Source organism: Pseudomonas sp. OIL-1, assembly GCF_010669185.1.
Classification (GTDB): Bacteria; Pseudomonadota; Gammaproteobacteria; order Pseudomonadales; family Pseudomonadaceae; genus Halopseudomonas; species Halopseudomonas profundi.
On sequence record NZ_CP048629.1, the window covers coordinates 529,516 to 542,139 of the forward strand.

Sequence of the window (12,624 nt, forward strand, 5' to 3'; positions counted from 1 at the left end):
TATGTCGATGCCATAAACATAGTCGGATTCAAGCGGGCTCCCGTAGGAGGGCCTTCCTCACAAAAACAACGGACTCGTTCGCGGCTTGCTCGAGTACGATCCTGGGGAAAAGGTTTCGATATGCTTCGCTTTCTGTGTGCGCCCCTTCCAGACGCGGGTGGAGTCGTCTTTTCAAGGATATAGCGGCCTCATCATTCCCGACTCTTTCACCCAGCACATCCAGCAGCGCACCCTCCAGACAAACCGGCGCCCAAAGAATGATTCGATAGCCGTACTTCCTGGCTTTATCGTAATCCTGCTGAGTGATCGGGATGTCGGAGTCCAGCACAAACAGCCTCTGGTCAAAAGCCAAATGCTCATATTTTCTGGCAGCGTTGGTAATGATGTTGCCTGGCGATCCCCCAGATTGTTTTTCTATGGTCGGTTTAATGCTGGAATCTCTTTCCCGGAGCTGCTGATTCATGTGCTTGATAAAAGCTTGATCGTCAGGACCTTCACCCACGATCAACAGCGTTGTTTTACTGGCTTGCCGATGCTGGCTCCGTTGGGTGCGTTTCCTTGCCATGCTTCTTATAACTCCGGCGTGGCGCCAAGGGCCCCGGCCATGTATTTGGCATACAGATTGTCATCAGCCCGCAGGCCTGTCATGTCATCCAGGCGCCAGGCGTCGCTGCTCTGGTCGCGTTTTTCGACAAGGTAAACCTGATGTTTTTGCAGGAGGTTCAACACCTCCGGCGTGTGACAGGTAAAGATCAGTTGTGCCTGATGCGGATTGCTGTGATCGAATTCAAACCATTCCAGCAGCTGCGGCACCAGGTGGGGGTGCAGATCGTTGTCCAGTTCATCAATCACGGCAATCCCGCCGTGTTGCAGGGTTCTTAATATCGGGCCAAGCAATACAAAGGCAGATTGGGTACCGCTGGATTCTTCAAAGAAAGACAGCTCGAAGCTGCGCCCATCTTCAGTGGTGTGCGTTCCGAAGGGGACAAATACCTGTTCCTCTTTATCAGTTTCATCAGGACGGGCTAGCTCGCGTATATCCACGCTATCCAGTCCGAGGTCGAACTTGCTCATGGCAACGGACATCTGTTTGAGCAAATCGGGCGTTTTCTGCAGTTGTTCTGCAGCCCTTATGACGGCGCCATGCTGGAAGGGCCGGCGCCCTGAACTGATGATGTTCGTCTCGATGTGGTTGAAAAATTCGATGAAAGGCCGCGCTTCGGCTACGTCATAGCTGTGTGCTGCCGCCAGCAGGGAGGCATTACCGCGTAGTTTTTCTGCCTGGGGTTTGGAAAATGGAAAGCCCTTCTGCTTGAAGCTGTAACCATGTTCCGTTTTTTCCCGCTTGAACAGATAACTGAATTGGGAGCTTGTTTTTTCATATAGCGCTTCAGAAATGATCGCTCGAGGGGTCAGTTCCAGTTGGTAACGGTAGTCGATACCTTTGAGCATGAACTCAAGCTCAAAATAAGTGCTTTCCTCGCCGTGTAACCGGTGCGGAGCGATAGGGATGATGTGATCCGGGTCAGTCCCCAAAAAGGACCTGGTAACAAACCAGCGCAGAAAGGCCAGCGGCTTCAGGAATTGGGTTTTGCCTGACCCATTAGCTCCCACTACGGCAATCACCTTGTTATAGCGCTCGCGATTGACCTCTATGTCATAGCCAGAGGGCGTGGGCTTCTTGCCCAGCCCAAAGTCGATGACAGCTTCGCCAGCAAAACTGTAGAAGTTTTTGAAGCTCAGATTCTTTATCATATTCTCACTGATTCAACGTGATTTCGTTGATTCTGCGCTTTTAACAACTCCGCATCAAGTAAACATCACCCAACATCGGGCCACATCGCCTCGTTGAGCTCGTCCAGGACGGTATCAAGTTGTGCGCCAAGCACCTTGTCCATCTGCTTCGCTCCGCCATCGTCGGCGAAGCGGTGGTTCACAAACTCCCGGTCGATGATGACTTCATGCACCAGCTGCCTGGCCAGGCGCTCAAGCCAGCGGCGCTGGTTGGGGTTCCAACTGTGCTGGCTATAGATGCGGTCCATGGCTTCGGCTACGCGCTGCTCGAAGGAAATCAGCGGCTCGCCCAGGGCGGCCCGCCGGATGTGGCCAATGATACTGGCGGCAATGTCCTTGTTGGTCTGGTTGCGCGTAGCGCTTTGCAGACGTGCTTCGGAATAGCCGTGGTTGTCCAGCAACAGCTTCACTTCCCGCAGTTGATCGCGTGTCAGATCGCGTGGCTTGTTGACCACGACTGCCAGCGCCGCAGACTGGTTGAGCTGTTGTTTGATGAAGTCGTTGAAGGCATCCAGATAGTCCTCGGGCCGCTTGTGCACTCCGTAACTCTGGCTGCGCTCGCGAATTTCGTCTTCGTGATTGGAGATCACCGGCATGTGTTCACTGCCCACCAGCGCTTTCACTTCGGCCAGCTGACTGAGCAGACCGCTGTGCTGTTTGATGAATTCCGCGGCCTGCCGGGGCCCGAGCTGGTGAAGATGCTGATGCAGCGTTTTGGGCTCCACACCCCAGGTATTCTGCAGCTCGTCCAGTTTCTCCTTCAGTGCTGGCCGGTTTTCGGCTTTGTTGTCGGCCTTGCGCAACACGCGCATGAGTTTCTGGCTTAACTGGCTGAGCACCACGTCTGCATGACTTTCACCGGGAAGCTCACCGGGACTATCAAGCGCCTTTTCCAGTTGCTCGTCATCGCTGAGCTCATCCACCAACTGCTCGAGAGTGATATTCGGGTCTTTCACCAGCGGCTTCATGGTATTCACATCCTGCAGCGCGGCGTAGATATCCACCGGGTCGTAGATGCGAAATACTGTCTTGCCGATCTCGTCGCAGCGCCGGGTGGCGCGGCCAACCATCTGCTCATAGAGGATGCGTGAGCGTACCCGGCGCATGAACACCAGATTGCAGATTTTGGGTACGTCGATACCCGTGCTGAGCAGATCCACGGTGATGGCAATGTTGGGGTAGCGCTCATTCTTGTAACGACGGATGAGCTGGTTCACCTTATAGCTTTGACCGGTGATCTTGGCTACGGCGGCTTCGTTGTATTGGTCGTCGTACAAATCCTTGAAGGCATTATCGAGCTGGGTTTTCACCATATCCGCGTGCAGATCGGTCGCGCAGAAGATCAGGGTTTTTTCATCGCCGAATGGGTCCAGCTCGTGTACCAGCTGTTCACAGATGACCCGGTTGAAGTTCTGGTTTATCACCCGGCGGTTGAAGGCATCCACCTCGAAATTCATTTCGTCTTCCAGCTCGGTGGTGTCTATTACACCGGTGCGGGTGTTGATCACTTCCACCGGCTTGCCCTTCTCGAAGGTGATGCCGTTCTGGGTGAGCAGGGTCTCGTAGCGGATGGGAGGCTCGTGGTCGATGAGCCAGTCGTCCGCCACAGCTTCCCGATAGGAGTAGGTGTAAACGGGTTTGCCGAAAATCTCACTGGTGTGTTTGGCCGGGGTGGCGGTAAGGCCGATTTTTACCGCATCGAAGTAATCCAGAACCCGGCGGTAGCTGGACAGGTATTGGCTCGCATCTCGCAGCGCCAGCTCACCTTCGGTCATTTCCTGATCCAGCGTATAGCCCCGGTGGGCTTCGTCGATGATGATGCAGTCGAAACGGTCAATAGGCGGCGGGTTGTCGCTCATAAAGATGCGTTTGACCATGGCTTGCACGGTCGCAACCTGAATGCGGGTTTCCGCTTCGGCGGCCATATCACCCAGCTCAGCGACGTTATAGATCTTGCTGAGGGTCAGGTTCTGGTCCAGAGGCGCTTCATTGAAGGCATCAATAGCCTGTTGACCCAGCGCGGTACGATCCACCAGAAACAAGATACGGCGGAAGCGTTCGGCTTTCAGAAACCGGTACATCAAACCAATAATAGTGCGGGTTTTTCCGGTGCCGGTGGCCATTGCCAGCAATGCAGTGCGCACGCCGCGGGCAAGGGCGTGTTCGGTGGCAACGATTGCTTGCTGCTGATAGTCCCGTAGTTTGAGATAACCGAAGGGCTCTTGTGCTAACAACTGCTCCGCACTCGCCTTATCCCGCTCGAGCAGATCCAACAGACCCGTGGGAGTGTGGAACTGCGGCAACGCACGGCGCAGGTTGCTCGCTTCCCGCACGTCCCGGAACCAGATGCCGGATTGCTCCGCCAGTTGCGGTACATAAGGACGGCCATTGCAGGAATAGACGAAGGGCACGTGGTAATGACCGCTCTCATCGGCGGGCCAGGCGATGGTACGGCCCGTCAGCTCCCAGGCACCAAGCACGGGCGCAGCGACCTTGAAGCCTCTGCTGTAGCGCTCGGCTTGGCCAATCTTGCCCGCTACGTTGGTGTTTTCTTTCTTGGCTTCCACGACAGCTATAGGCGTCAGGCCGGCAAACAACACATAGTCGGCTCTGCCTTTCTCGCCGTTGTGGTTGGTTGGCCATTCGGCAATGGCGCGATAAGTCCCTTTCTCCGGGCGCGCGCCTTTCTGATAGGTAATTTCCTGACTGTCCGCTTCCCAACCTGCTTCCTGTAGCTGCTGATCTATAAGAATGCGAGTCAGTTCTTCGCTGAGTACCAACGTATCGGTGGCGGCTTTGGTCTGCTTCGCTACCTGCTGGCGCTGCTCTTTAACCGTTTGCTCGCCCTGCTCCGCAAGCTGCTGTTGCAGGGCCTTTATTTTGCGTTCGTAGGCCTGTTGCTGCTGGGTCAATGCCTGCTCGTGCTGGCGGGCCTGTTCGGCCAGGGCGCGGGATTCTTCATCCATGGCCACGGCCAGCGCTTCGTATTCGGACTTTTCTTTCTCGATCAGTTGACTGAGCTGCTGGCTGCTGTCCAGCTCCATGTTTGCTTGTTGCAGATCGTGGCGGAGCTTTTCAATATCAGTCTGTAGCTGGCGCAACTGGGCGCTGGGGTCGGCAGGTGCGATAAAGGGCCCAGGAGTGAAGGCAGCACCCGCCTTGCCCAGTGTCCGGTGAAACCAGATCGCCAGCTCCCGAGCCACCTTCAGCCCGTCCATTGCTTCTTTATGCTGAGTACGAAATTGGTGGGTGGCCTTGTTGCCTTCTACCCGCAGGATATGAAACAGCTCTTTGATCTGCGGCTCCAACCGCAGCTCCCGGTTGAGCTGGAAGAGCAGATCTGCCTGGCTGGTCTGGTTGTCAAACTCGACGCCGGAAACGGCAGCCAGATGCTGTGCAAGCGCCTCACCAAGCTGGCGGAGTTTGATCAGGGTTGTGTTGGGATCGCTGGCAAACACCTGCTCTGCCACGTTGGCGAGCTGAAAGAAAACGGGGTCGTGCTCCGAGAGAAAGGCGAAATTACTGCTAACTGCCATGTCGGTTCCTTCGACACCCCGCCTGACCAGGGTGGATATGTATGTAGCTGAGATCATGCCAGAGCAGGCGGGGTGGGGGAACCAATAGCCCGTTGGTGTTGGGCCTAGCGAGGCGGGCAGTCACGCTTGATGCTAAAAAAGCATCGTATTGATATCAAAAACTTGAACTTGTTGGCTTTTCAGACTGTCCATTCATCGATTAGGCCGCGCGCCGGGCCGGCGCGCCTTTAATTCGTCGTTTTTATGCGTCATGCTGTTATAACGTCAAAGTAACATTATCTTTCGACGCATAGCAGGATGCTTACCCGCGCAAAAGGAACCTTGCCATGGCAAACAATAAAATTGTCGGTCCCGCGCCGGCGACTGAGGCTGCGGTAGCGTGTGTTTCGGCCAGCGAACTACTTGTCGCCGCGCTTAGAAAACAGCTCGCAGATGTCAACAGTATCGCCCTCTACCGATCTGGTGCGGCGGCGATCGACCCTACCGGCAGCTTCGCCCTGGTCCTCATCGACCTGGGCAGCATCTCCATCGATGAATGCCTTGAACTGTTCAAAACCCTGCACCAAACGCCCGTCGCCCTTGTTAACGCCAACCATGATGCAGCGCTACTGCTGATGGAAAAGTATCCCTGGATCAAAGGGGTCTTCTATCGTTCCTGCTCAAGGGGAGTTTTCGAACAGGGTATGGAAAAGCTCGTGTCTGGGGGCGACTGGCTGCCCAGAGCGCTGATGGAAAGGCTGATCGATCGATATCGCCACCTCGCTCGCTCCTACGACGTTGTCTCGCAGCTAAGCAAACGCGAGAAGCAGATTCTCTTCCTGGCAGGACAAGGCCTTTCAAACGTCGACATCGCCAACCGTATCCACCTCAGTATCCATACCGTTAAAAGCCACGTGCACAGGGCGTTACGCAAACTGGGGGCTGCCAACCGGACACAGGCCGCCTCGATGGTGCTCGGCCACGCCGAGAGCAGCCCATGAGATGGCTTCTATTGCTGGCCTGGCTAAGCCTGGTGGAAGCACAGGCCCAGGAAGCGGAGATTAGCGGACTGGTGATCAACCACACCATCACGCGCACTGGTAACGATTTTTACCGCAAGTTCAGCGAGCGCATCAATGATGCAGGCGACCTGAAGGCCAACCTGGTCATTAAAGAGCGCCCCTCCGCCCGCTGGGGAATTCTCATCTGGGTAGAGCTCGAAAATAGCACCGTCTACCGTGAATTCCTCTCACCCAACGCAACCAGCCAGGATGAAACTGCCTACCGTGCCGCCGACGGTGTGCTGAATGAAATCAGCCGACGGCAAGTTGAATCCTTATTTGCAGATCACATAGACATGGACAAGGACGAGCTATGAATTACAAATCACTCTTGTTTAGCGGGCTGGCCGCCAGCGCGCTTGCCATCGGCACTGCCTCCGCTACGGAACTGGTCTATACGCCGGTTAACCCCTCGTTCGGCGGCAACCCGATCAATGGGTCCTGGCTGCTCGGCAATGCCCAGGCGCAGAACAAGACCAAGGATCCCGATGCTTTCGACCGTTCCTCATTAACTGGCCAGTCGGCGCTGGAGCGGTTCACCTCGCAACTTGAATCGCGCCTGCTCTCCAACTTGCTCAATGACCCGAACAACGCCAATACCGGGACGCTAACGACCGATGATTTCACCGTCAACGTCATCAATGACGCCGGTAACCTCACCGTTGAAATCACCGACAGACTTACTGGCGAAATCTCGGAAATCAGCGTCTCGGGCTACGGCGCACCAAACTGACAAGGAACGTGGTAATGAGAAAATTATTTTTGTCGATGGTGGTTACCGCCGCCGTCGCCCTCCAGGGCTGCGCCATTAAGGAACCGATGCCGGCCCACCACAAAGCCCCAACGCTTACGCCAAGAACCTCAACCTACCAGGATCTGTTGAACCTGCCTGCACCGCGGGGCAAGCTGGTGGCCGCAGTCTATGGCTTTCGCGATCAGACAGGCCAGTACAAGCCCAACCCGGCCAGCTCTTTTTCTACCGCGGTGACCCAAGGTGCGGCCAGTATGTTGGTCGATGCGCTGCAGGCCAGCGGTTGGTTCGTGATACTCGAACGCGAAGGCCTGCAAAACGTGCTGACCGAGCGCAAGATCATACGTGCTTCGCAGAATCAGCCAGAGGTCGCTCCGAACATTCGCGACGACCTGCCCGCACTGATGGCTGCGAATATCCTGCTGGAAGGAGCTATCGTCGCTTACGAAACCAACGTTCGTACCGGCGGCGCCGGCGCCCGATATCTGGGCATAGGCGTCTCGCAGGAATACCGCGTTGATCAAGTGACAGTTAACCTGCGGGCAGTAGACGTTCGGAGTGGTCAAGTCTTATCCAATGTAATGACCACCAAGACCATATACTCTATCGGGCGCAGCGCCAACGTGTACAAGTTCGTGGAATTCAAGGAACTCCTCGAAGCAGAGGCAGGATATACAACTAACGAACCTGCGCAGTTATGTGTTTTATCTGCCATTGAAGCGGCCGTAGCGCATCTGATCAACCAGGGCGTGGAAAAACGTCTTTGGCAAAGAGCCGAGGACGTCAGCTCGACCTGATGATACCGGCATAAAAAACCGCTCGCTTCCCCGAGCGGTTTTTTTTGGCCTAAATACTTTGCACTTTCAATCCTTCGATTGATTTCCATATTAACGGGTATGGCTGAGTATAGATTCATCGATATCGGAGCTGGATTCCCGTGATGGATCATATTGGAAAAACAATCAAAACGCTTTATCTGGCATTATCGCTTATTTGTATAAGTCCGCTACTGGCGCACGGAAAAGAGCATCCCGATCTAGCCCCTCCCGAATTGAATGTGAACCAGTCGCCAAATAGAAACAACTACTGGACCCATGATTCCCGCAATGTCGCTGTCGCCACGCAGACCGGTGCTTCCATGGAAGCCTCAACAATGCAGGATGGAGCCGGCTTGCTAGCAACTATCTACCAGCAAGGTGCCTATAACGAAGCCTTGATCCTCCAACAGGGCTATGGCCATCGTGCGCAAATATCCCAATTTGGCCATGACAATCAGGCATCAATCGAACAAAGCGGCGTCAACAATTCGGCGTCCATAGTACAGATTGGATCGGAAAAGAGCAGCAGTATCAACCAATCCGGCCAACTTGTAGACATATTGGTTCGCCAATATCGCTAGTGTTTATTACTCAATGAAAAATTGAATCTCCAGGAGAAAGGATATGTTCAAGTTCAAGCCGTTAGTAGTAGCCATGCTCGCTGTTGGCGCCATGCACGTTCATGCTACAGAAAATAGCGAGGCCACGATCAATCAGTATGGGGTCCAGCAAGAGGCCACGATTGATCAAACTGGCTCTCGGCAGGATGCAATTGCCAAGCAGGAAGGTGAAGAGAATACCGCCACCATTACACAAACCATAAGTCGAAACGCAGCCGATACATATCAGAACGGTAACCGCAACTCAGTAGATGCGACTCAGAACGTGGTTCGTAGCACGGTGACGACAGTCACTATCGGAAACGACAACGATATCGTCGCTACGCAATCGGGGGAGGATAACAGCGCAACGATTTATCAGTTCGGAAACGAAAATATCGCGACGTCCGACCAATTTAGAAGCGGGTTCAGTAGCGTAAATATCAAGCAGGACGGTACTGGAAACAATGCCACTGCTGATCAGTTTAAAGCGAAGCGTAGCGAGGCGTACATCGATCAAAATGGCCTCGAAAACCGTGCTTTTACCGAGCAATCTGGTAACGATAATGTTGCGAATATTGATCAGAATGGCTTATTCAACGAAGCTATGTCGCTACAGTCCGGCGTTGGAGGCTACGTCTCGGTCGAGCAAAATGGAGCAGTATTCAGCTTCGCCAGCGCCGATCAAGCAGGCGAATCCAACGAGGCGATCATCGATCAGTCGGGCCGTAACACCGCTTACTCGTATCAGACTGGTGTAGAAGAGAAAGTGGAGATTATTCAGGTTCTGGGCACAGATAACTTTGCTAAAGCAATCCAGTCAGGTACCAGAAACCAAGTGAAGATTAACCAGTTTCTCAACAATAATGCCGTTACCAATCAAACCGGTATTGACGGCAAAGTAGCAGTAAACCAGTCGGGTGGCTTCTTGGGGGCAAACTACGCAACGGTAGATCAAGCCGGGATTGAGAATGTCTCTAATATCGAACAGTCGGGTTCCCGTAATGATGCCAACAGCTATCAGAGCGGTCAAAACGACAAGTCATTCATAACCCAGCAGGGCACTGCAAACGTTGCGACTTCAAGCCAGCACGGTTTGGACGGGACATCCGTCATCTGGCAGAGCGGCACGTCACATATGGCGTATGCTGAACAGGAACTCAGTAATAACTATGTGAAGATCAGTCAGTATGACGGCCGCGGGAGTAATGCAAGCTCCGTTCAGACCGGCGACAGCGGAATCGTCGTGATCGACCAGGATGGCAGCTCGCACACCGCAATGCTGTCGCAATCGGGACTCAGAAACCTGGCCGACGTCCAGCAGGCCGGCTATAGCCACACCGCGACCATTACCCAGTTCGGCGGCTTTGACAATGTGGCGCTAGTCCAGCAGGCTGGTATCGCTAATACCGCTACTATCAACCAGTAAGCAAAACCCTGCCGGCGCCAGCCGGCAGGTCTCTTTCCGACTGCTGCTCGCCGGAAGACCCTCTGCGAAGCTTCTACCTGCCTCCCGATTTACCATCAGTGCGCAATCCGCACGCCAATATTCAATCCATGCCGCGCCCACCGAAGCTGCCACTGTACTTCCCACCGGGTTCAATGATAGACGTCTGACTACCATGCCCAACTTCTGTGTGGAGGGGTGATTCCTCCAAGCCCATAATGGATCGTTCATTATTGTAGTGCCGGAGCCAGCGGGTGGTGTAATCCTGGGCTTCTTGGTGCTGTCGAACAGAGATTGGGCCAGCTCCGTTCATAGTCACGCATTGTTCTTCCTTGGGGACAACCTGGCCGAAGACGCAATGATGTGAGGATCGTCGATGCAGGCATGAACACCTAGATTGCATGCGCTGAACAACGCTCGAGGAATCGAGCGTCGATGGAGCGGGCAAGACATTATAGCCGTCCGGCATTCAAAGCCGTTGAAGCCTGGCTAACCGAGATGGTCGTAAGCGTCAAACTTCTACCCGAACCCCACCCCAGGGACAAATTCTGGACACAAAAAAGGGCTACGCTTTCACGTAACCCTTTCATTTGTGTGGTGCCGGCACCAAGAGTCGAACTCGGGACCTACTGATTACAAGGCATCATTTTAGCTGTACCTTCCCGTTGCAAAGAGTACCACCTCGTATATAATTCATATATATTTCAAACAGTTAACGTTTCCCTGCGTTCTCAACTGTTCCACGTTGTTTCCTATTTTCATTTTAGAAGTGGTACCCAAAGTGGTACCCAGGCACATGGAAGTCAGCTCAATATGGCATCAAATTTGTCCCGTTTGGTACGACCTGAAGATCTGAAATCGCTGAGGGCTGGCGACACGATTACCGACTCGCTACCAGGTAGGGGAAAAGGGGCGATCCTATTCGAGCGTAAAGCTAGCGGCGTTATCGCAGCCAGCTACCGATACGCTATCCAGGGAACGCGTAAGAAGGTCAGCTTAGGAAGCTATAAAGAAAAACCCAAAGACGCAGGTTTTACTCTGACAGAAATTCGTGAGAAAGCTGTGGAGATGGCCATGCTAGCTCTAGAGCATGGTGACCTTACGAAACACAAAAACGAAGTCGAGAATCATGCGCGCCTCAAGGCGATTGAAGCAGAGCGTATCGCTGCAATCGAGGCTGCCAAGGGTACCTTCGAGGACTTACTGCAGGATTACATCGATGACCGGACTGGTAAGCTTGATCCCCGCACCATTGATGAAATGAAGCGCGTCCGTGGGAAGCTGATTTTGCAGAATACCGAGATACTTTGCCTGCACGCTGCCGACATTAAGCCTACCCACATTAAAGAGCTCCTATCCCCCATCCATAAACGTGGATCAAAGGTGATGGCAGAACGGATGAGACGCCAGATTTCCGCGTCATTCAACTACGGCATGAGAGCGGAGAACGTAGTCGGTAGAACTAGTAACAAAACCTATGCTATCGAGTTGAATCCAGCCGCAGTGGTTACGGTTGAACACGTCGAAAAGAAAGGTACCCGCGCCCTCTCAGAAAAAGAGCTAAAACAGTTTTGGAATACACTGGAAAAGACCGACCGTGTAGGCCCAGTGATGACGTCCTTATTCAAATTCGTCATCGCTACTGCAGGTCAGCGGTTTTCGAGCGTCATTGAAGCAGAATGGCATGCGTACGATCTGGTGGAATGCGTGGCTCATCTGCACCACAGCAAAGGCCGTAGTGGGCGATCGCAACAGAAACCTCATCCAGTTCCTCTGACCCCTCGTGCGCTTGAAATCATCAGATAGATGGGCGGCCAGTTACACTTTCAAGCCTGAAAAATGCGCTTAACCGGTGGTTCGAATCTGAACATTCACAGATGGATGGCGTGCAGATTCCTCGATTTACTGCACGTGATCTACGACGAACGTGCACCCAGCTAATGGCCAAATACGGTATAGACGATCGTCGTTCTGATGAGCTTCAAGCGCATGGTACCGGTGGCATAGTCGCAGACCACTACCGTAACAACCCCATGATCACGCTACCTCGGCGGAAAGCCGCAATGACAGAATTTGATCATATTCTGGACATTATATTAAGCTCGGACGAGTCCATTTCGTCATCATGATCCAAACCATGTTTTACCAGTTCCTACGAAAAGACCGTAACCGTCAGCAATGACGGCCTGTAGATTGACTGCTGATGGCGATCCAGCGGCAATATTAACAAGGCAACATTGAGGCAAACGCTGTCTATGAAAAAGCGAACACACAATTCAAAAGCCTTGATGGCCGCACGATTGCAAGCTGAAGCACACCAGACGCTGGCAAACCGTACGTTGACGCAGATCCGTTTCATCGATATCGCAGCAACCAAGGGACTTGAGCTCGAACCAGTTGGCCGTATGGCCGGCACACCCTTGTCACGTAGAAAATAACCGCAAAGTAGGCATTATTTAGCGGCTGTCTGACTTGGGTCCTGCTGCAAGTGCTGTTGATGGAACCCCGCAGACCCGCGTCGGCAGCAGCTTGGAGCCCAAGGTCAGGTCTAAAAATGCGTAGCTCTAAGCTAGGGGGGTTGCACGTGCAACCCCTATACGAATCAACAACATAGCTGTAAATAAGAATTTTCGCTAACA

At 53.6% G+C, this 12,624-nt stretch carries 11 protein-coding genes; 8 read left to right on the plus strand and 3 right to left on the minus strand.

Features of this window, described 5'->3' with window-relative positions:
• Positions 1–28: 28 nt before the first annotated feature.
• From G3M63_RS02400 to hsdR, 3 genes are all read right to left on the minus strand, one after another.
• Positions 29–565, minus strand: coding sequence for a hypothetical protein (locus tag G3M63_RS02400; protein ID WP_163981794.1), 537 nt, complete (start codon positions 563–565; stop codon positions 29–31).
• A gap of 5 nt (positions 566–570) precedes the next feature.
• Positions 571–1,755, minus strand: a complete 1,185-nt coding sequence (locus G3M63_RS02405) for an ATP/GTP-binding protein (RefSeq protein WP_163981795.1) — start codon at positions 1,753–1,755, stop codon at positions 571–573.
• 65 nt (positions 1,756–1,820) lie between these two features.
• On the minus strand, positions 1,821–5,330 hold the full coding sequence (gene hsdR / locus G3M63_RS02410; RefSeq protein ID WP_163981796.1) for a type I restriction-modification system endonuclease: 3,510 nt from the start codon (positions 5,328–5,330) through the stop codon (positions 1,821–1,823).
• Between the two features lie 326 nt (positions 5,331–5,656).
• Here hsdR and G3M63_RS02415 point away from each other — a divergent pair, with 326 nt between their 5' ends.
• The 8 genes from G3M63_RS02415 to G3M63_RS02450 all read left to right on the plus strand — a co-directional run bounded on the left by G3M63_RS02415 (position 5,657) and on the right by G3M63_RS02450 (position 12,423).
• On the plus strand, positions 5,657–6,310 hold the full coding sequence (locus G3M63_RS02415) for a helix-turn-helix transcriptional regulator (RefSeq protein ID WP_163981797.1): 654 nt from the start codon (positions 5,657–5,659) through the stop codon (positions 6,308–6,310).
• Positions 6,307–6,687, plus strand: a complete 381-nt coding sequence (locus G3M63_RS02420) for a CsgE family curli-type amyloid fiber assembly protein (RefSeq protein ID WP_163981798.1) — start codon at positions 6,307–6,309, stop codon at positions 6,685–6,687. Before G3M63_RS02415 ends, G3M63_RS02420 begins: the two co-directional genes overlap by 4 nt.
• The gene (locus G3M63_RS02425; protein WP_163981799.1) at positions 6,684–7,103 is read left to right on the plus strand and encodes a curli assembly protein CsgF; all 420 of its coding nucleotides are present in this window, start codon (positions 6,684–6,686) and stop codon (positions 7,101–7,103) included. Before G3M63_RS02420 ends, G3M63_RS02425 begins: the two co-directional genes overlap by 4 nt.
• 14 nt (positions 7,104–7,117) lie before the next feature.
• Positions 7,118–7,918: a CsgG/HfaB family protein gene (locus G3M63_RS02430; protein WP_163981800.1), complete on the plus strand. Its 801-nt coding sequence runs from the start codon at positions 7,118–7,120 to the stop codon at positions 7,916–7,918.
• A 143-nt stretch (positions 7,919–8,061) separates the two neighbouring features.
• Positions 8,062–8,520 carry a hypothetical protein gene (locus tag G3M63_RS02435; protein ID WP_163981801.1) on the plus strand — a complete coding sequence of 153 codons (459 nt, stop codon included), beginning with the start codon at positions 8,062–8,064 and terminating at the stop codon, positions 8,518–8,520.
• Between the two features lie 43 nt (positions 8,521–8,563).
• Entirely contained in the window at positions 8,564–9,967 is a 1,404-nt protein-coding gene (locus G3M63_RS02440) for a hypothetical protein (protein ID WP_163981802.1), read from the plus strand.
• Positions 9,968–10,798: 831 nt separating this feature from the next.
• The gene (locus G3M63_RS02445; protein ID WP_163981803.1) at positions 10,799–11,791 is read left to right on the plus strand and encodes an integrase; all 993 of its coding nucleotides are present in this window, start codon (positions 10,799–10,801) and stop codon (positions 11,789–11,791) included.
• Between the two features lie 449 nt (positions 11,792–12,240).
• Positions 12,241–12,423, plus strand: a complete 183-nt coding sequence (locus G3M63_RS02450) for a hypothetical protein (protein WP_150302425.1) — start codon at positions 12,241–12,243, stop codon at positions 12,421–12,423.
• The last annotated feature ends 201 nt before the right edge of the window (positions 12,424–12,624 follow it).